Annotated in this window: 22 protein-coding genes; 12 read left to right on the top strand and 10 right to left on the bottom strand. The window is 66.8% G+C overall.

The window, feature by feature from the left end; translation table 11 throughout:
* Positions 1-67 precede the first annotated feature (67 nt).
* Positions 68-289 carry a DUF433 domain-containing protein gene (locus ACFVIV_RS00615; protein ID WP_379192393.1) on the bottom strand — a complete coding sequence of 74 codons (222 nt, stop codon included), beginning with the start codon at positions 287-289 and terminating at the stop codon, positions 68-70.
* Positions 290-430: 141 nt separating this feature from the next.
* On the opposite strand from ACFVIV_RS00615, the gene ACFVIV_RS00620 reads away from it, so the two are divergent.
* Positions 431-634 carry a type II toxin-antitoxin system VapB family antitoxin gene (locus tag ACFVIV_RS00620; protein ID WP_379192395.1) on the top strand — a complete coding sequence of 68 codons (204 nt, stop codon included), beginning with the start codon at positions 431-433 and terminating at the stop codon, positions 632-634.
* Between the two features lie 59 nt (positions 635-693).
* Entirely contained in the window at positions 694-933 is a 240-nt protein-coding gene (locus tag ACFVIV_RS00625) for a glutaredoxin family protein (protein ID WP_379192397.1), read from the top strand.
* A gap of 31 nt (positions 934-964) precedes the next feature.
* Here ACFVIV_RS00625 and ACFVIV_RS00630 read toward each other — a convergent pair whose 3' ends face one another.
* Positions 965-1,882: an AraC family transcriptional regulator gene (locus tag ACFVIV_RS00630; RefSeq protein WP_379192399.1), complete on the bottom strand. Its 918-nt coding sequence runs from the start codon at positions 1,880-1,882 to the stop codon at positions 965-967.
* 96 nt (positions 1,883-1,978) lie between these two features.
* Here ACFVIV_RS00630 and ACFVIV_RS00635 point away from each other — a divergent pair, with 96 nt between their 5' ends.
* Complete coding sequence (locus ACFVIV_RS00635; RefSeq protein WP_379192401.1) at positions 1,979-3,028, top strand: saccharopine dehydrogenase family protein; 1,050 nt, start codon at positions 1,979-1,981, stop codon at positions 3,026-3,028.
* 42 nt (positions 3,029-3,070) lie between these two features.
* Positions 3,071-3,481, top strand: coding sequence for a cupin domain-containing protein (locus tag ACFVIV_RS00640; protein WP_379192403.1), 411 nt, complete (start codon positions 3,071-3,073; stop codon positions 3,479-3,481).
* Here the strand turns inward: ACFVIV_RS00640 and ACFVIV_RS00645 are convergent.
* Together ACFVIV_RS00645 and ACFVIV_RS00650 are read right to left on the bottom strand one after the other, a co-directional pair.
* The gene (locus ACFVIV_RS00645) at positions 3,478-3,807 is read right to left on the bottom strand and encodes a hypothetical protein (protein WP_379192405.1); all 330 of its coding nucleotides are present in this window, start codon (positions 3,805-3,807) and stop codon (positions 3,478-3,480) included. The two genes, ACFVIV_RS00640 and ACFVIV_RS00645, sit on opposite strands and share 4 nt — an antisense overlap.
* The gene (locus ACFVIV_RS00650) at positions 3,807-5,036 is read right to left on the bottom strand and encodes a Rieske 2Fe-2S domain-containing protein (RefSeq protein ID WP_379192407.1); all 1,230 of its coding nucleotides are present in this window, start codon (positions 5,034-5,036) and stop codon (positions 3,807-3,809) included. Before ACFVIV_RS00650 ends, ACFVIV_RS00645 begins: the two co-directional genes overlap by 1 nt.
* 200 nt (positions 5,037-5,236) lie before the next feature.
* Here ACFVIV_RS00650 and hsaA point away from each other — a divergent pair, with 200 nt between their 5' ends.
* The 4 genes from hsaA to hsaB are packed head-to-tail and all read left to right on the top strand — an operon-like array spanning position 5,237 to position 8,793.
* Entirely contained in the window at positions 5,237-6,406 is a 1,170-nt protein-coding gene (gene hsaA / locus ACFVIV_RS00655) for a 3-hydroxy-9,10-secoandrosta-1,3,5(10)-triene-9,17-dione monooxygenase oxygenase subunit (RefSeq protein ID WP_379192409.1), read from the top strand.
* Positions 6,407-6,410: 4 nt separating this feature from the next.
* Entirely contained in the window at positions 6,411-7,289 is an 879-nt protein-coding gene (hsaD, locus tag ACFVIV_RS00660) for a 4,5:9,10-diseco-3-hydroxy-5,9,17-trioxoandrosta-1(10),2-diene-4-oate hydrolase (protein ID WP_379192411.1), read from the top strand.
* 2 nt (positions 7,290-7,291) lie between these two features.
* Positions 7,292-8,191: an iron-dependent extradiol dioxygenase HsaC gene (gene hsaC / locus ACFVIV_RS00665; RefSeq protein WP_379192413.1), complete on the top strand. Its 900-nt coding sequence runs from the start codon at positions 7,292-7,294 to the stop codon at positions 8,189-8,191.
* Between the two features lie 23 nt (positions 8,192-8,214).
* A complete protein-coding gene (gene hsaB, locus ACFVIV_RS00670) occupies positions 8,215-8,793 on the top strand; it encodes a 3-hydroxy-9,10-secoandrosta-1,3,5(10)-triene-9,17-dione monooxygenase reductase subunit (protein WP_379192415.1) in 579 nt (192 codons plus the stop codon).
* Positions 8,794-8,876: 83 nt separating this feature from the next.
* Here hsaB and ACFVIV_RS00675 read toward each other — a convergent pair whose 3' ends face one another.
* Positions 8,877-9,218: a hypothetical protein gene (locus ACFVIV_RS00675; RefSeq protein ID WP_379192417.1), complete on the bottom strand. Its 342-nt coding sequence runs from the start codon at positions 9,216-9,218 to the stop codon at positions 8,877-8,879.
* 2 nt (positions 9,219-9,220) lie between these two features.
* Positions 9,221-9,394 (bottom strand): hypothetical protein, encoded by a 174-nt coding sequence (locus ACFVIV_RS00680; RefSeq protein WP_379192419.1) that lies wholly within the window; start codon positions 9,392-9,394, stop codon positions 9,221-9,223.
* Between the two features lie 201 nt (positions 9,395-9,595).
* Between ACFVIV_RS00680 and ACFVIV_RS00685 the strand changes: the two genes are divergently transcribed.
* Entirely contained in the window at positions 9,596-10,966 is a 1,371-nt protein-coding gene (locus ACFVIV_RS00685; protein ID WP_379192420.1) for a hypothetical protein, read from the top strand.
* On the opposite strand, the gene ACFVIV_RS00690 is transcribed toward ACFVIV_RS00685, so the two are convergent.
* Entirely contained in the window at positions 10,947-11,489 is a 543-nt protein-coding gene (locus ACFVIV_RS00690) for an NUDIX domain-containing protein (RefSeq protein ID WP_379192422.1), read from the bottom strand. The two genes, ACFVIV_RS00685 and ACFVIV_RS00690, sit on opposite strands and share 20 nt — an antisense overlap.
* Positions 11,490-11,619: 130 nt before the next feature.
* On the opposite strand from ACFVIV_RS00690, the gene ACFVIV_RS00695 reads away from it, so the two are divergent.
* Positions 11,620-12,354, top strand: a complete 735-nt coding sequence (locus ACFVIV_RS00695) for an NAD-dependent deacetylase (RefSeq protein WP_379192424.1) — start codon at positions 11,620-11,622, stop codon at positions 12,352-12,354.
* Positions 12,355-12,359: 5 nt separating this feature from the next.
* Here ACFVIV_RS00695 and ACFVIV_RS00700 read toward each other — a convergent pair whose 3' ends face one another.
* A complete protein-coding gene (locus tag ACFVIV_RS00700; RefSeq protein WP_379192426.1) occupies positions 12,360-13,112 on the bottom strand; it encodes a DUF427 domain-containing protein in 753 nt (250 codons plus the stop codon).
* Between the two features lie 161 nt (positions 13,113-13,273).
* Between ACFVIV_RS00700 and ACFVIV_RS00705 the strand changes: the two genes are divergently transcribed.
* The gene (locus ACFVIV_RS00705) at positions 13,274-14,671 is read left to right on the top strand and encodes an amino acid permease (protein WP_379192428.1); all 1,398 of its coding nucleotides are present in this window, start codon (positions 13,274-13,276) and stop codon (positions 14,669-14,671) included.
* Positions 14,672-14,785: 114 nt separating this feature from the next.
* Positions 14,786-14,989 (top strand): hypothetical protein, encoded by a 204-nt coding sequence (locus ACFVIV_RS00710; RefSeq protein ID WP_379192430.1) that lies wholly within the window; start codon positions 14,786-14,788, stop codon positions 14,987-14,989.
* Between the two features lie 18 nt (positions 14,990-15,007).
* Here ACFVIV_RS00710 and ACFVIV_RS00715 read toward each other — a convergent pair whose 3' ends face one another.
* Together ACFVIV_RS00715 and ACFVIV_RS00720 are read right to left on the bottom strand one after the other, a co-directional pair.
* Positions 15,008-16,051: an acyl-CoA dehydrogenase family protein gene (locus ACFVIV_RS00715; RefSeq protein ID WP_379192432.1), complete on the bottom strand. Its 1,044-nt coding sequence runs from the start codon at positions 16,049-16,051 to the stop codon at positions 15,008-15,010.
* A gap of 136 nt (positions 16,052-16,187) precedes the next feature.
* Complete coding sequence (locus tag ACFVIV_RS00720; RefSeq protein WP_379192434.1) at positions 16,188-17,306, bottom strand: acyl-CoA dehydrogenase family protein; 1,119 nt, start codon at positions 17,304-17,306, stop codon at positions 16,188-16,190.
* Between the last annotated feature and the right edge of the window lie 12 nt (positions 17,307-17,318).

The following is a 17,318-nucleotide window of genomic DNA, read 5'->3' on the forward strand; positions in this document are numbered from 1 at the left end:
TGGTTGAACCAGGACGGGGGTTTCCTCCGGCGTGCCGCGAAGGGTTCGGTCGCGGCCCGGTCCTGTTTCAAGCCGCCCGGAACGGCATAGCGGTCAGCGCCGCCGCGTATTCGAGCGCCGCATGCAGATCACCGGCCGCCAACCCCGGATTGTCCGACAGAATCTCCGCCGCGGGCACCCCCGCCGCGAGCAGGTCGAGCAACAACTCGACGGGATAACTCGACCCCCGGATCACCGGCCTCCCTTTGCAGACGGCCGGGTCGGAGGTGATGCGCGCCAGATCGGACATGCCCCTCACACTACGGACAGACCGTAACCGCTCCTTGTGGGTAACTTGACCGAGCTCTGTGGTTCTGGGACAGGTATCGACCATGGTGTCCTTGATGCAGGACTCGATATCAATCTGTGGGAGGCCGCAATGGTATGGACCATGATCGACCTCGATGATCAGCTGGTTTCCGAGGTATCGAAGGCACTCGGGACCACTACGAAGAGGGATACAGTGCATGCGGCGCTGCGCGAGGTTCGGGATGTCAGGCGTCGTGAGCTCGCTCTGATGCGGATGCAGGCTGCGGTCGCAGCCTACGCGTTCGATCTCGAGCTGCTCGAGGATAAGCGGAGCTACCGCCGCTGAGCGCCGCGCAGTCTCCGCACTAGTTCACGGCTCTCGAGGCGAGGCTAGAGTCGGACGCTATGGACGAGATCGTGCTGTACGGAGCGGACTGGTGTGGTGACTGCCGGCGCGCGAAGGTCTGGTTGAAGGAACGCGGGGTGGCGTTCACCGAGATCGATGTGGAACAGGATGAGGTGGCGCGAGAGCGGGCCGTTGAGCTCGCCGGTGGGCGGAAGAATATTCCGGTGATCGTGGTGCCAGGCGGTGCGGTGCTGGTGGAGCCGACCAATGCTCAACTTGCCGAGGCACTCGGGCTCTGAACCCTTGGGCGAGAACGGTCGCCGTTGATGTTCAGACTGCGATCACTTCGGGCTTGTCTTCGGCACGGCGGTATTGGCCTGGGGCCGAGCCGTATTCGCGTTTGAAGGCCTTGGCGAAGGCGAATTCGGATTGGTAGCCGACCCTGCGGGCCACGGCGGCCAGTGGGGTGTCGGTTTCGCGGAGGAGGCGGGCTGCGGTGAGCATGCGCCAGCGGGTGAGGTAGGACAGCGGGGGCTCGCCGACCGTGGCGGTGAAGCGGCGGGCCAGGGTGGCGCGGGAGACGCCCGCCAGGTCGCTCAGTTCGGGGACGGTCCAAGCGCGTTCCGGCGCAGTGTGAATGGCGCGCAGGGTGGTGGCGACCGCGGGGTCGGTGAAGGCGCCGGACCAGCCGGTGGCGCGGGCCTCGGCCTGTTCGTCGAACCAGGCGCGCAGGATGAACAGCAGCAGCGAGTCCAGGAGTGCGGGGATGGCGGCGTCGCTGCCGGGGCGCGGCTCGGCGATCTCACCGGCCAGCAGGTCGACGGCGGCCCGTAGCGAGGGATGGCGGCCGGGGCGGGCCGGGAGATGGATGAACTCGGGTAGATCGTCCACCAGGGGATGACTGCGGCGGCGGCCCAGTTCGTAAGCGCCGCAGAGCAATGCGGTGCGGGCGCCCGGGCCGGGGATCTCGCGGGGTTCGCCGGGGCGGGCCATCTCGGTGATCGGGCTGCGCGGATCGTCCGCCAGGTCGTGGTCGGCGCCGCGGGGCATGAGCAGGACATCGCCGGGGCCCATCGCCATCGGTTCGCCCGACGGCGGGATCACCCAGCAGGAGCCTTGCAGCACCACATGGAATCCGACGCCCGGCACCACCGGATAGCGGCGGCCCCACGGTGCGTGCCGGATGAACAGGCCGGAGGCCGGATTGCCGGTGCGCAAGGCTGCGATGGTTTCGCTGAGGATGTCCACCGATCAACCATACCGCTCATAATATGAGCGTTTCGAGCATTTCCATGAGCAATCGAGCCATTCATTTGCTCATATCGAGCGAATAACTTCTGAGTCATGACGAACAAGGATCTGACCCCGACCATCGCCGTCTACGGAGCGAACGGCCACACCGCCGGCCACCTGCTCACCGAGCTGCGCCGCCGCGGCATCACCCCGATCCTGGTGGGCCGCAATGCCGAACGGCTGCGCGAGGCCGCCCTGGCCGCCGATCTTCCCGACGCCGAGATCCGGCTCGCCGATCTCGACGACCGCGCCGCCCTGGTGGCCGCCTTCACCGGCGCGGACGTGGTGATCAGCGCCCTGTCCGCGTTCGCCGTCCTGGGCGCCCCGGTGGTCGAGGCGGCCATCGCGGCGGGTGCGCACTACACCGACACCTCCGGTGAACAGCTCTTCGTGAAGCGCGTGCTCGAGGAGTACGGCGACCGCGCCGCGGCGACGGGCGTGACCGTGATTCCGGGCATCACCGACAACAACCTGCCCGGCGATCTGCTCGGCCACCTCACCAGCCGCCGGGTGCCCGGCCCGGCCGCGCTGGTGGTCAGCCATCTCAGCCGCAGCAAGGGCAACGGCTCCAAGGGCAGCGCCAAAACCGTTCTGGCCAGCCTGGATTGGTTCACCTCCGGCGGCTACCACTACGAGGACGGCGAACTGCGCACCGGCCCGCTCACCCGCTTCACCGAGGTGACCATGCCGGGCGACACCACCCCGACCGCCGTATCGAAGTTCCCGCAGTCCCCGGTCATCACCATCCCCCGGCACTCCGACGTCGCCTACGTCGCGGGCATCCTGGACAGCGAAATCCTCACCCACCTAGGCGAATTCACCCCCGAAGCCCTCGAATCCATCCCGGACGCACCGAGTTCCGACCTGCGCTACCACGTCATCGTGGATACCGTCGGCACGGACGGCACGCAGGTGCGCGGCCTGGTCAGCGGCGTCGACTCCTACCGCGACTCCGCCCTCATGGCCGCCGAGGTCGCCACCCGCCTCGCCACCGGCACGGCACGTCCGGGCGCGCTTGCTCCGGCCGAAGCCTTCGATCCGGTGGACCTGCTGGATTCCTTCGTCCCGCACGGCCTCACCTGGACCATCGAGTCCCGCTGAGTTGGTCCCCCAGGCATGTGATCAAGCGCCTACCCTGGCACCATGAGCGACGACCGGCCGAAGCTGGCTGCCGAACTGGATCTGCTACCGCATCCCGAGGGCGGCTGGTATCGGGAAACCTGGCGCAGCGGAGTCGAATTCGAGCCCGCGGGCTACGGCGGCAAGCGCGCCAGCGCGACCGCCATCTACTTCCTGCTGCTGCCGGGTGAGAAGTCCGCACCGCACACGGTGGCCTCGGACGAACTGTGGATGTGGCATCGGGGCGGGCCCCTGCTGCTGAACATCGGGGGCGAGGAGATCGTCCTCGGACCCGATGTCGAGCAGGGCCAGCGCCCCCAGGCGGTGGTTCCCGGCGGAATCAGCCAGGCCGCCCGGCCGGCGGGCGACGACTACGTGCTCGTGAGCTGTGTCGTCGCGCCGGGATTCGACTTCGCGGACTTCCGTCTCGACTAGTCGTCTATCTCGAGCAGCCCCTCCGCGATGGCATGCTCGATGGTCTTCTCCAGGTTGGGGCAGGAGTCCGGTTTGCCGAAAACCGGTCCGGCTTCGGCCATTTTGCGGAACACCGGGCAATGGTCGGCCGGATTGACCGTCCACTGCACGGTTTTCTGGTGCGCGCTGTGCTTGCGCACCAGCACCTCGGTTCCGCAGGACTGGCACGCGATGGGCGTCAGCCCGGACTCCATGTAGTGCTCTTTGTCGAGGACCGTCTGGGCGCGCACCCGGGCCTGCTGGTCGGGACGATCCGCGAAGTCGGGTGCTTTCGCCCAGCTGGTCATCAGACTCCCGCCTCCTGCGATTCCGCCGCGGCGGCAGCGGCTTCGGCGGCCTCCTTGGCTTCCTGGCGCTTGCGCAGGTTCTCGGCGACCTCCTTCTCCCAGGCCTCATTGGCCTTGGAGGTGTCGACCTCGAACTCGAAGCGCTGCGTCATCTTCGGATCGATGTCGGCGACGTCCACATAGAACTGCTCGTACCAGCGGCGCAGCTGGTAGACCGGCCCGTCCTCCTCGGTGAGGAGCGGATTGTCGATCTTGGACTTGTGCTTCCAGATCTCGACATCCTGCAGGAAGCCCTCGGAGATGCCCTCGGTCATCTTGTCGGCGAAGCTCTGGGCCTGCGCGTCGGGCAGGCCCTTCGGCTTCTCCAGCGTCACGCCCCACTGCAGCACGAAGGAGTCCTGCGTGACCGGGTAGTGGCAGTTGATGAGCACCGTCTTGACCTCGAAGCCGCTGTAGATATTGAGCAGCGGATTGATCATGTACGACGGCCCGAAGTACGAGGCCTCGGACTCCAGGGTCACGTCGATGCCCGCCTCGGCCGCGGAGCCGATATCGGGACGGCCCTTGGTCTTCAGGTACTGCGTCGCGACATGCCCTTCCAGGACGTTCTTGAAGTACGTCGGGAAGGCGTAGTGGATATAGAAGAAGTGCGCCATATCCACGACGTTGTCGATGATCTCGCGGCAGTTGGAGCCCTCGATCAGCATGGAATGCCAGGTCCAGGGCGTCCAGCCGTCGTTGAGCGTCTCGGCGGGGGTGCCGTCGGCATTGGTGAACGGCCCGTCGATGTAGGGGATGGTCACCTCGTCGGTGGGCTTGGACCCCTCGTGGTCGTGCCAGACGAACAGCTGACCATTGCGTTCCAGCGTGGTCCAGGCCCGGGTGCGGGCCAGCGGCGGCACCCGCCGGGCATAGGGGATCTCGGTGCATTTGCCGTCGCCGCCCCAGCGCCAGTCGTGGAACGGGCATGCGATGGAGTCGCCCTTGACCTCGCCCATGGACAGGTCGCCGCCGAGGTGGCGGCAGTAGCTGTCCAGTACCTTCAGCTCACCCTTGCTGTTCATGAAAACGACCAGCTTGGTGCCGAAAGCATTGACCGCGTGCGGTTTCCCATCACGGAACGTGCCGGCCAGTCCCAGGCAGTGCCAGCCCCGGGCGTAGCGGGTGGGCATGGAACCCACGTCGATCTCGCGGACCTTCCCGCGGGGCCCTTGGGGGGTTGTCGCCATCGTTTTCCTCCTTGGAAGTACTAGAACACGTTACAAAATTGATCGAAAGTTGGCCAGTAGAACGTCCAACTACCTGGCTGGGGCTGGTTCGAGCCGCGTTTGAACGCCGTTCTCGACAGGAATAGGAACGTGTTCTACTCTCAGGGGCACAGAGGAACCGCTTCCCGATACCGATTCACCAGGCAGGAGCAACTGGCGAGATGACGCAAGAAGTAGTTGAGCGGGTCGAGGCGCTGCTGCCCACGCTGCGCGAACGCGCGCAGGAGGCAGAGGATCTGCGCCAGATCCCGGAGGAATCCATCAAGGATCTTCAGAGCGCCGGGTTCTTCAAGTTGCTGCAGCCGCGCCAGTGGGGCGGCTACGCCGCGGATCCGGTCGTCTTCTACGACACCGTCCGCAAGATCGCCAGCGCCTGCGGGTCCACCGGCTGGGTGGCGGGCATCATCGGCGTGCACAACTGGCACCTGGCGCTGTTCGATCAGCGTGCGCAGGAAGAGGTCTGGGGCGAGAACACCGATGTCCGGATCTCCTCGTCCTACGCGCCCATGGGCGTGGGCGCGGTGACCGAGGACGGCAGCGGCTACACCGTCAACGGCTCCTGGGCGTGGTCGTCCGGCTCCGGGCACGCGGACTGGGTGGTCGTGGGCGGTCCGGTGATCAAGAACGGCAAGCCGGTCGACTTCGGCAGCTTCCTGATTCCCCGCAGCGAATACACCATCAACGACGTGTGGCACGTGGTCGGCCTGCGCGGCACCGGCTCGAACACCATCGTCGTCGAGAATGTGTACGTACCCAAGCACCGTTTCCTCAGCTTCCGCGCCATGAGCGAGCTGAAATCGCCTGGCCTCGAGCAGAATACCGACCCGGTTTACAAGATGCCGTGGGGAACCATTCACCCCACGACCATCTCGACCCCCATCGTGGGCATGGCCTACGGCGCCTACGAGGCGCACGTCGAGCATCAGGGCAAGCGCGTGCGCGCCGCCTACGCCGGCGAGCACGCCAAGGACGATCCGTTCGGCAAGGTCCGCATCGCCGAGGCCGCCAGCGATATCGACGCCGCCTGGCGGCAGCTGTCGGGCAATGTGGCCGAGGAATACGCGCATCTCGTTGCGGGCGAGGAAATCCCGTTCGACCTGCGCGCTCGGGCGCGCCGCGATCAGGTGCGGGCCACGGGCCGGGCCATTCAGTCCATCGACAAGCTCTTCGAGGCCTCGGGTGCGACCGCCCTCGCCAATGGCACTCCGCTGCAGCGGTTCTGGCGGGATGCGCACGCGGGCCGGGTGCACGCGGCCAATGACGCCGAGCGCGCCTACGTCATGTACGGAACGCACGCCTTCGGGCTGCCCGTCGGCGACACGATGGTGTAGCCCGATGACTTCAGTGGGAGAAATCACCTTCGAATCCACCTCGCGCTACGCGCAGGTGCGGCCGGATCTGAAGCTGCACTATCACGAGGCGGGCGTCGGCAACGGCCCCACCATCGTGCTGCTGCACGGCGGCGGGCCCGGCGCCACCTCGTGGTCGAACTTCTCGAAGAACATTCCGGTGCTGGCCAAGGACTTTCACGTCCTCGCCGTGGACCAGCCGGGCTTCGGGCTCTCGGACAAGCCGACCGAGCACCCGCAGTACTTCGTGCACAGCTCGTCGGCGCTGAAGGATCTGCTGGACACCCTCGGCATCACCGATCGCGTTCACCTGCTGGGCAATTCGCTCGGCGGCGGCGCCGCGACCCGGTTCGCGCTGGACTACCCCGATCGCGCCGGGAAGCTGGTGCTCATGGGTCCCGGCGGGTTGTCCACCAACCTGTTCGCGCCGGATCCGACCGAGGGCGTGAAGCTGCTGGCGAAGTTCAATTACGAACCGACGCGCGAGAATCTGGAAGCCTTCCTGCGCATCATGGTCTTCGACCAGTCACTGATCACCCCCGAGCTGATCGAGGAGCGGTTCGCGTCCGCGAGCAAGCCGGAGTCGCTCGCGGCCACCCGCGCCATGGGCAAGTCCTTCGCCGGACCGGATTTCGCCAAGGGCATGATCTGGCGCGACGCCTTCAAGCTGCGCCGGCCCGTGCTCATGATCTGGGGCCGCGAAGATCGCGTGAACCCGATCGACGGCGCTCTCGTAGCCTTGAAGATGGTGCCGCGGGTACAACTGCATGTGTTCGGCGGGTGCGGACACTGGGCGCAGCTCGAGAAGTTCGACGAATTCAACCGCCTGGCAACCGACTTCCTGCTCGGCGTCAAGGAGAAGTAGGCATGGGGATCAAGGCACTGGGGTACATGCGCATCGAGGCCACCGATATGGCGGCCTGGCGCGAGTACGGCCTGAAGGTGCTCGGCATGATGGAGGGCGACGGGCCCGATCCGGACGCGCTCTATCTGCGCATGGACGAGTTCGCCGCGCGCTTGGTGATCGTGCCCGGTGAGAAGGACCGGCTGCTGGTCTCGGGTTGGGAGGTCACCGACGCCCCTGCGCTGCAACGGCTTCGGGAGACGCTGTCCAAGGCGGGCGTGGCCTACACCGAGGGCACCAAGGAGGAACTGGCCGAGCGTCGCGTCGAGGGCATGATCCGATTCCAGGATCCCTCCGACAACACCCTCGAGGCGTTCCACGGCGCGCAGTACGTCGGCCGCCGGTTCGTGAGCCCCTACGGCCACAAGTTCGTGACCGCCGAGCAGGGTCTCGGACACGTGGTGCTCACCTGCACCGATGATGCTGCGGCACAGGCGTTCTACCAGGATGTGCTGGGCTTCCGGCTGCGCGACTCCATGCGGCTGCCCCCGCAGCTGGTGGGCCGCCCCGCCGACGGCGATCCGGCGTGGCTGCGGTTCTACGGCTGCAATCCGCGCCATCACGCGCTGGCCTTCCTGCCGCTGCCCAATCCGACCGGCATCGTGCACCTCATGGTCGAGGTGGAGAACTCCGACGACGTCGGCCTCTGCCTGGATCGCGCGCTGCGCAAGAAGGTGAAGATGTCGGCCACCCTGGGCCGGCACATCAACGACAAGATGCTGTCGTTCTACATGAAGACGCCCGGCGGATTCGATATCGAATTCGGTTGCGAGGGACTGGAAGTCGAAGACGAGTCGTGGATCGCCCGGGAGTCCACCGCGGTGAGCCTGTGGGGTCACGACTTCTCGATCGGGTTCAAGTAGCGATGACGGACGGGGCGGAGAACATGACAACGACAGACGCGCACCCGGTCATCGACCCGCGGGCGTTCCGGAATGTGCTGGGCCAGTTCTGCACCGGCATCACCGTCATCACCACCTTCGGCGAGGACGGCGCCCCGATCGGCTTCGCCTGCCAGTCCTTCGCCGCCCTGTCCCTGGAGCCGCCGCTCGTCCTGTTCTGCCCCACCAAGGGCTCCCGCTCCTGGGCGGCGATCGAGCGCAGCGGCACCTTCTGCGTCAATATCCTCGCCGAGGAACAACAGCCCGTCTGCGCCCGCTTCGGCTCCCGCGAACCCGACAAGTTCGCCGGAATCGCCTGGCGCACATCGGACCTGGAGCTCCCGCTCCTGGACGACGCCCTCGCCACGATCCAGTGCACTGTGGACCAGGTCGTCGACGGCGGCGATCACTACATCGTGATCGGCCGAGTACAGGCCCTGTCGGAGTCCACCGACTCCGGCAGGCCGCTGCTCTTCTACCGGGGCCAGTACACCGCCATCGAACCGGAGAAGACCACCCCCGCGCCCTGGCGCGCGGACCTCGAGCACTTCCTCACCACGACCACGCTGGACACCTGGCTGTGAGGTACCGGCAGTGAGGGAGGTTCCCCCTCGAATCGGCAACGGCCCCCGCGAAATCCGCGGGGGCCGTTGCTGTTGCGTCGACCTCATCGTGCACTCAACTCGTCGGGCAGCTGCCCGGTGCTCCAGCGTGCGTACGTGGCGTGCGGTTCAACCGTGATCACATCGGCCACCTGAACCAGCGCGGCGGGCACGGCCCCGCCGAAGTGCTCGAGGTTCGGCACGATTACGGCCTCGGCGCCGACACTACGAATGACGTTGATCAGCCGCTGGATCGGATCATCGGTGTGCCGACCGAACACGACGGTTCTCGAGAGGCTGTACCCGAGACGCTTCGCCATGCTGCGATTTTGAACCTCGTCCCAAGGCTGACGTGCACCGGAGACATCGGCCCGCAGGTACGCGATGGCCGTGGACTGTCCGAGCACGGTCACCACCTCCCGACCGGTGCAAAGGTGTGGCAGTGTTCGGCGTCCAGACGTGCCTCGATGGCGGCCACGGTCAACCCGTCACGATGCCGGCCGGTGCGCGTGGTGCCGGTGCGGGCGGATAGGGCTGCCGCGAGCGATACTGCGGCGAGCAGGAGGGCGAGGATGACTTCCATGTCTGGCACCTCTTCGGGTCCTCGACGGTCGTGGAGGGCGTCCGGTGCAGTGCGCTCCATCCCGGCACCAGGCGCTGTCAGCAAGTTCACTGCACGGCTGCCGACGTCGTAAGACGTGCGGCGCGGGTGGGTGTGTGCATAGAGGGCGTGCACGCTGTTCGATTGATAGCCCACCTGTATCGCAGCTGCCACACTCCAGATATGGGACGTCGTCCGAAGCAACCGAATCGACAACTTCACGAGCTGGTCGAGGAAGCCGGCGGGGTGCGCAAGGCGTTGGCCCGCCGCGTTGTCGACCGAGGTCGAGGATTGGGACTCGAGCTACGCTACGACCACAGCTCGGTGGGGCGCTGGCTCGCAGGCGAGCAACCGCAAGCGCCGGTGCCGCAGTTGATTGCGGATGTACTGACCGAACTGCTCGGCCGCAGGATCACACCGGCGGCGTGCGGCATGGCCGACAACTCCGAGGCTGCGGCAGACCTCGGTTTGGAGTTCTCGCTCAGCCTTTCCGGTGCGGTCTCCGCGGCTACTGCCCTGTGGCGCAGCGATGTTGAGCACCGGCGATTCCTGCAGGACACCTCATACGCTGTTGCGGTCTACCCTGCGGCATCGATGCGTTGGCTGACATTGCCCGGTCCCGAGCATCCTGTGTCGTGCGAGTCGTCGCGGCGTATTGGTCAGACGGACGTCGATGCTGTGCGGACGATGGCCGCCGCGTTCCGCGATCTCGATAACAAGGTCGGCGGAGGCAAGGTCCGCTCGACGATTGTGCAATACCTGCACAGTTCGGTCTCACCGCTGCTCCGAGGCAGCTACAACGAGCGGATCGGCCGCCAATTGTTCGGCTCTACAGCTGAATTGGTGAGGCTGGCCGGCTGGGCAGCCTACGACCAGGAGGACCATGGGCTTGCACAGCGCTATCTGATTCAAGCATTGCGACTCGCACGCGCGGCCGGTGACTCGGGGCTGAGTGCCGAGATCCTCGCAGCCATGAGCCACCAGGCAACCTATGTCGGCCGCCCAGGCGACGCTGTAGACCTTGCCCGCGCAGCCCGATTCGCAGCGCGTGGGGCAGCACTGCCGGCACTCGAATCCGAATGCCACCTGGTCGAGGCCCACGGCCATGCAGCGCGCCGGGATGGTTCGTCCTGCGCATCGTCGCTCAATGCGGCCGAGCGTGCATTCGGCAAGGCCGAGCGAGGCCGACAGCCGGAATGGCTGAGCTATTTCGACAGCGCGTACATGGCTGCAAAGATGGCGCATTGCTTCCGCGAACTCGGCGATGAAACGCGCACAGCGTATTTCGCAGAGAAGTCGCTCGGGATGTCCGCCGGATACCAGCGTGGCCGTGCCTTCAATCTCACCTTGCTCGCCTCGGCTCGGGTATCTGGAGATCCCCGGGAAGCTGTTCGGATAGGGAGAGGTGCGCTCGACATCGCAACCGAACTCGAGTCCCGCCGTAGCCTGTCTTACCTGCGCGACTTGCGGTATCGATTGGGCCGCTACGACGGGATCGTCGAGGTCACCGATTTCCGGCAGCAGGTTCGTGAGCTCACCGGTCGGCGAGGTTGAGCGCTCGATAGATCGCGACAACCGTTGCCGCACCGACGATCTCGCCACGATCGATCATGGCCGCCGCTTCATCGAGGGGAATCCATCGAATGTCTTCCGCTTCGTTGATATCCGGGGGTGTGTCGGTGAGATCGGCGCCGCGGGCCAGATAGATCTCTTGGGGCTGGTCCAACGACCCGATGGACGGCTGATAGGTCACCAGGCGCTCCATACTTCGAGGCCGCCAGCCGGTTTCCTCTTCGACCTCGCGCGCCGCCGCCGCCGCGACGTCCTCGGCGTGGTCCACATAGCCGCCCGGAAGCTCCCATACCCACTGGTCGATGATGAAACGATGTCGGTACATCAACAGGGCTTCGTGGTTCTCATTGAGCACCAGAGTCATTGCGCAGCGCGGCATGTGCGCTACGTACTGGGTGAACCGAACACCATCCGGTAATTCGATATCGACGGTCGAAAGACGGATGTGCCGATTCTCATCGACCAGCCGCTCACCGAGGATCTTCCACTGGGTAGGCCGCTTCACGGTTCCGACAGTACGTGGTGATGGCCGGCGCGGTGCCAGTCTGCAAGGTCCGCGTCGATCAGATGCGCCGCCGCAGCGATAGGCGAAATGCCCTGGCTCGGTCCCCTCCGACCGGACTACCCTCGGGCGAGTGACGGACTGGCGAACTCGCAAGGGCCCGATCGGCGTACTGACCGGTGCGGGCATTTCGACGGATTCCGGGATTCCGGATTTCCGTGGGCCGCGGGGAGTGTGGACCAAGGATCCGATTGCGGAGTTGCTGTCCACGTATCAGAACTATGTGGCGGATCCGGAGTTGCGGGTGCGGGCCTGGTTGGCGCGGCGGGACAATCCGGCGTGGCAGGCACGGCCTAATGCGGCGCACGAGGCGCTGGTGCGGCTTGCCGCCGAGCGTGAGGTGGGGATCATTACGCAGAACATCGATCGGCTGCATCAGCGGGCGGGGTCGGGGACCGTGGTGGAGATTCACGGCAATATGTTCGAGGTCGTCTGTATCGACTGCGATTTCACCGTGTCCATGGCGGCGACGCTGGAGCGGGTGGCGGCGGGGGAGGCGGATCCGGACTGCCCGGACTGCGGCGGGATTCTGAAGGCGGGTGTGGTCATGTTCGGCCAGCAGCTGGATTCGGATGCCATCCGGGGGGCGGTGGAGATCGCGGAGAGCAGCGCCATTTTCCTGGCCGTGGGCACCTCGCTGCAGGTGGAACCGGCCGCGTCCATGTGCGCGGTGGCGGTGGATGCGGGCGCCGATCTGGTCATCGTGAATGCCGAGCCGACGCCCTACGACCCGTATGCCGCCGAGGTGGTGCGCGACCCTATCGGGGTCGCGCTACCGCGGTTGGTCTCGGAAATCCTGGGGGAGTAGCGGATTCAGCTGAACGGGCTCTGCGGCCGGGCCTGCAGCTCGCCGTCCACCCAGATGTCGACCTTCTCGTTGTAGAAGCAGGCCATTCCCGCGATCTTCTGGCTCTCCGGCAGCGGGGTGCGGTAGATCCACACCAGGTCCGGGTAGTCGTTCTCGCCGATCCGGATGTTCCAGTATTCGGCGGTGCCCTTGTAGGGGCACTGGGACGTGGTGTCCGAGGGCCGCAGCAGATCCAGGCGGACATCGGTGAGCGGTAGGTAGTAGCGCGCCGGCAGGCCCGTCTCGAACAGGATGCGCGGGGCGTGCGAGTCGGCGACCGTCTGCCCGTCGATCTCCACGCGAATGTGGCGGGAGCTGCCGAGGATGTCGACCCGGCTGTAGGGGTCGCGGGGATGGACGTAGATGGGCTCGTCCTCCTCGAACCACTCGTCCATGGCGTCGAACTTCAACCGGACCAGATCGCGCAGCTCCTCGATGGGGGAGTCCGGGTAGCGCACGGCCGCGCCCGCCGCGACGGTCCCGTCGGCCACCACGTCGAATTCGAGGCCTTCGCCGCGCTCCGCGGAGGTGCGGCTCGCGCCCGTCGGTTCGAGCTTGGCGCGCAGATCGGCGGCCGGCAGGTAGTAGGTCGGATAGTAGGGGTGCTCCCACACCAGCCGGGGGCTGCTGGAATCGGCGACCAGATGGCCGCCCAGGTAGACGCGCACTCGCTTGGCGCACGGTTCGACGCGTACCTGCCCCGTCTTCGGCTCGGTCATGAGTTCGACGGTACCCCCGTTCGGAAGCGGCAGGCAGGGAACGTAATTCGGGCATTTCGGGGGTATTGGACGGCTATCGGGCGCACCTGCGATTTTTATAGCCTGACCAGCCCCGATATGGTATTCGGGCAACACTCGAGCAACATGAAGGTGGCGGTCAGATGTCGGAACCGAGCAGCACCGAGCAGCAAGGGCTGCGGACCGGACTGCGCCGTCGCCATATGACCATGCTGGCCATCGGCGGCGCCATCGGCGCCGGCCTGTTCGTCGGCAGCGGCTCGGTGATCGGCACCGCCGGTCCCGCCGCCATCCTGTCCTATGCCGCCGCCGGGCTGCTGGTGCTGTGCGTCATGCGCGCCCTCGGCGAGATGGTGGTGGCCCGCCCGGTGGCCGGCTCGCTGGCCGAATACTCGCGCATGGCCCTCGGCCCGTTCGCCGGGTTCACCATCGGCTGGCTGTACTGGTACCTCTACGTCATCCTGGTCGGCGCGGAAGCGGTGGCCGGGGCGGCCATTCTGGCGAGCTGGATCGATCTGCCGCAGTGGGTGCTCTCGGCCGGGCTGCTGATCGTCATGACGGCGGTCAACCTGGTGTCGGTGAAGTCCTTCGGCGAATTCGAGTTCTGGTTCGCCTCCATCAAGGTCGTCGCCATCGTGCTGTTCCTGGTCATCGGCGCGGCCTGGGTCTTCGGCCTGTGGCCCGACGCGGAAGCCGGGTTCGGCAACCTCACCGCTTTCGGCGGCTTCGCCCCCAATGGCGTCACCGGCATCTTCTCCGCCATCGTCATCGTCATGTTCGCCTTCGGCGGCACCGAGATCGTGACGGTCGCCGCGGCCGAATCCCGGGAGCCGGGCCAGGCCGTGGCCCGCGCCACCAATAATGTGCTCTGGCGCGTGGGCCTGTTCTACGTGGCCTCGATCTTCCTGGTCGTGACCATCCTGCCGTGGAACGACGCCCAGGTCCTGAAGAGCCCGTTCGTCAGCGCCCTCGACCGCATGGGCGTCCCGGCCGCCGGCACCATTATGGAGGTCGTCATCCTGACGGCCGTTCTCTCGGTGTTGAACTCGGCCATCTACGTCTCCTCCCGCATGCTCTACGTGCTCACGCGCGACGGCGACGCCCCCGCCTCTCTGGTCAAGGTCAACAAGCGTGGCGTGCCCGCGCGCGCTGTCCTGCTCGGTACGGTCGCCGCCTGGGGTGCGGTCATCGCCTCCTACGTCTCGCCGGACAAGGTCTTCAACTTCCTCGTCAGCTCCATCGGCGTGGTCCTGGCCTTCGTCTACCTGGCGATCATGTTCTCCCAGCTGCGCCTGCGCGCCCGGCTGCGCCGCGAGGACCCGTCGGCGCTCACCTACCGCATGTGGGGCTACCCCTACATCAGCTGGGCGGTCATCATCGCCATCTTCGCGGTCTTCGTGGCCATGGCCACCAAGGACGACCAGCGCTACCAGCTGATCGCGGCGACGGTCAGCCTGCTGATCGTGGCCGCCGTCTACCCCCTGCGCGCCAAGCTCGGCCGCAAGGCTCCGGTCCGCGAGGTCGAGGTCCTGCAACACTGACGTGAACACCGATCGGCCCCGCAAGGGATTGCGGGCCAACGGAATTCGGGTCATGCGAGGCTCTTCGGCCATCGGATAGCTTCTGCCATCAGAAGATCGCCCGAAGGAGCATCCATGACCACCGCAGTCCGCACCCTGATCACCGGCGCCCTGCTGTCCGCCGCCGCCGTCGTCTCGATGGCGACCGCCTCCGCCGAACCGCTCGAACTCGCGCCGCAGCAACCGGATCGGGCGGCGACGCCGATCAACTGCGACCCGAACAACTGGAACCAGTGGGCGTGCCTGTTGAGCGGCTCGTCCTCGCTCTCCGCCAAGTAGTACCCGGGTATCGCCCGGCTAGGCCGGGCGCGCGAGCGGGCGTGCGGGTGCGCCGAACAACTGGGCGTCCCCGTGCGCGCGCTTGAAGAACAGGTGCGCGTCGTGCTCCCAGGTGATGGCGATGCCGCCGTGCATCTGCACCGTCTCCGAGACAACGGCATTCAGCGCGGCGGTGGCGTGCAGGCGAGCGGCGGCGATATCGATCGCCTCCGCGGTGCCCTCGGCCAGCCCCGAAATCGCCAGATAGGTCAGCGAGCGCGCGGATTCCACCTGGACGTACATATCGGCCATGCGATGCTTCAGCGCCTGGAAGCTGCCGATGGGACGACCGAACTGCACGCGGGACTTGCTGTATTCGACCGTCATCTCGAGACAGCGATCCGCCGCGCCGACCTGTTCGGCGGTGACCGCGGCCCAGGCGATTTCCCGCAGCCGTGAGATATCGACGGAGCCGAGCGTGGTGGCGGGCACCGACTCGAAGGTAATGGTGGTGAGCCGCCGCGTCGGGTCCATGGTGGGGACCGCCGTCCGGGTCACGCCTGCGGCGCCGCCGTCCACCTCGAACAGGCCGTCCGCGGTGAGCACCAGAAGAGTGTCCGCGTAAGTGCCGTCGAGCACGTAATGAGCGGTGCCGGAGAGGTTTCCGTTCTCCGCGCGCACGCCGAACGCATCCCAGCCCTGCGCCCCGGCCCAGCACACCGCGAGGGTGCGGGTGCCTTCCGCGACCTCGGGCAGCAGCCGCTCGTTCGCCTCGGCGTTTCCGGCCAGCAGCAACGCCTGTACGCCCAGGACGGCCGACCCCAGCATGGGCGGAGCAGACAGTGTGCGGCCGAGTTCCTCGATCACCAGCAGTGATTCGACCAGACCCACGCCGACGCCGCCGAACTCCTCCGGAATGGCAAGCGCCGCAACGCCGACCTGCTCGCACAGCAGCGCCCACAACTGCTCGTCATAGCCGCGCTCGCTCTCGAGGCCACGACGCATGGCAGCGCTGTCGCCGTGCTTGGCCAGCACCGCTCGCACGGTCGTTGCGAGTTCCTGCTGCTCACCCGTGATGCTCATGCTTCCGATCCCGTCGACTCGTGCTGGTTCACACCCGAAGTTGCTGGTTCACACCCTGTTCGGGCGGTCGGCAAGAAATCGCCGACCCGATGGGGCGTGGCATACGGGCCAGCGGAATTCGTCGCGAGCCCAGAGGTCATGCGGCCGCTCCAGGGGAGGGCGCGCGGAGTGCGGTGGCGATCCGCGCACGATGGAAGGCCGGTGTGCCCCAGGCCGAGCGGATTGCGGTGACCTTGGTCAGCCAGAGGGACAGGTCGCATTCGGCGGTGTAGCCGATGGCGCCGTGCACCTGCAGGGCGGTGCGGGCCGCCTGATAGGCCGCTTCGCCGCAGGCCAGCTTGGCGGCCGAGATGTCGCGGGCGCGGGTCTGCGCGTCGGCGTCGTCCTGGAGGGTCAGGGCGGCGCGGTAGAGCAGGGGTTGGGCCATGTCGAGGCCGATGAGGACATTGGCCAGGTGGTGCTTGATGGCCTGGTATTGACCGATCGGTTTGCCGAACTGGTGACGCTGCTTGACGTAGTCGACGCTGGTGTCGAGCAGGGCGCGGCCCGCGCCGAGCAGCTGTGCCGCCGCGGCGAGAGCGCCTGTGTCGAAGGCTTTTTCGACGGCCTCGGCCACGCCTTCGCCTTCGGCGAGGACGTCGCCGGCGCTCACGGAGAACAGGCGGCGGGCCGCGTCGATGGACTTCGCCTGATCGCCGACGGAAGCGATGGAGACGCGGTCTCCCTCGGCGAGCAGGATCAGATCGGCGATATCAGCGTCGAGGGCGACGGGGACCCCGGAGGCCGCGAGCGCGCTGATCGCACCGACGGAACTTTCAGCCGTCCCGGTATGGGTCTCACCGGGGGGATCGTCGGTCCCGGGCCTGCCCGTAGTGGTGGCCACCGCGAGGGTGCCGAGCTTCGTGCCCTCGGCGAACTGCGGAAGCCATTCGACGGCAGCGGCGGAGTCCGGAAGGGCTTGCAGCAGTGCGGGAATGGCGGCGGCGGTTTCCACCAGGGGGCCGGGTGCGGCGGCGCGGCCGATTTCGGTGAAGGCCACGATCAGTTCGAGGGGGCCGGCGCCGAAGCCGCCATTGTCCTCGGAGATGGTCAGGCCCAGGGCTCCGGCTTCGGCGAGCTGGTTGATCAGGGCTCGTCCGGCGGCGGGATCGCCCGCGCCCCAGGCGCGTACGACCCCCGGGGTTTTGGCGGCCTCGCTCATTTTGCGCAGGCTGGCGGCGAAATCGAGTTGTTCTGCGGTCAATGCGAATCGCATGTCGTCCTCCGG

It is taken from the genome of Nocardia sp. NPDC127526, assembly GCF_042672265.1.
Lineage (GTDB): Bacteria > Actinomycetota > Actinomycetes > Mycobacteriales > Mycobacteriaceae > Nocardia.

Coding starts and splice junctions, on each gene's coding strand:
- ACFVIV_RS00615 (WP_379192393.1), bottom strand. CDS start 289: ATGTCCGATCTGGCGCGCATCACCTCCGACCCGGCCGTCTGCAAAGGG.
- ACFVIV_RS00620 (WP_379192395.1), top strand. CDS start 431: ATGATCGACCTCGATGATCAGCTGGTTTCCGAGGTATCGAAGGCACTC.
- ACFVIV_RS00625 (WP_379192397.1), top strand. CDS start 694: ATGGACGAGATCGTGCTGTACGGAGCGGACTGGTGTGGTGACTGCCGG.
- ACFVIV_RS00635 (WP_379192401.1), top strand. CDS start 1,979: ATGACGAACAAGGATCTGACCCCGACCATCGCCGTCTACGGAGCGAAC.
- ACFVIV_RS00640 (WP_379192403.1), top strand. CDS start 3,071: ATGAGCGACGACCGGCCGAAGCTGGCTGCCGAACTGGATCTGCTACCG.
- ACFVIV_RS00645 (WP_379192405.1), bottom strand. CDS start 3,807: ATGACCAGCTGGGCGAAAGCACCCGACTTCGCGGATCGTCCCGACCAG.
- ACFVIV_RS00650 (WP_379192407.1), bottom strand. CDS start 5,036: ATGGCGACAACCCCCCAAGGGCCCCGCGGGAAGGTCCGCGAGATCGAC.
- hsaA (WP_379192409.1), top strand. CDS start 5,237: ATGACGCAAGAAGTAGTTGAGCGGGTCGAGGCGCTGCTGCCCACGCTG.
- hsaD (WP_379192411.1), top strand. CDS start 6,411: ATGACTTCAGTGGGAGAAATCACCTTCGAATCCACCTCGCGCTACGCG.
- hsaC (WP_379192413.1), top strand. CDS start 7,292: ATGGGGATCAAGGCACTGGGGTACATGCGCATCGAGGCCACCGATATG.
- hsaB (WP_379192415.1), top strand. CDS start 8,215: ATGACAACGACAGACGCGCACCCGGTCATCGACCCGCGGGCGTTCCGG.
- ACFVIV_RS00680 (WP_379192419.1), bottom strand. CDS start 9,394: ATGGAAGTCATCCTCGCCCTCCTGCTCGCCGCAGTATCGCTCGCGGCA.
- ACFVIV_RS00685 (WP_379192420.1), top strand. CDS start 9,596: ATGGGACGTCGTCCGAAGCAACCGAATCGACAACTTCACGAGCTGGTC.
- ACFVIV_RS00700 (WP_379192426.1), bottom strand. CDS start 13,112: ATGACCGAGCCGAAGACGGGGCAGGTACGCGTCGAACCGTGCGCCAAG.
- ACFVIV_RS00705 (WP_379192428.1), top strand. CDS start 13,274: ATGTCGGAACCGAGCAGCACCGAGCAGCAAGGGCTGCGGACCGGACTG.
- ACFVIV_RS00710 (WP_379192430.1), top strand. CDS start 14,786: ATGACCACCGCAGTCCGCACCCTGATCACCGGCGCCCTGCTGTCCGCC.
- ACFVIV_RS00715 (WP_379192432.1), bottom strand. CDS start 16,051: ATGAGCATCACGGGTGAGCAGCAGGAACTCGCAACGACCGTGCGAGCG.
- ACFVIV_RS00720 (WP_379192434.1), bottom strand. CDS start 17,306: ATGCGATTCGCATTGACCGCAGAACAACTCGATTTCGCCGCCAGCCTG.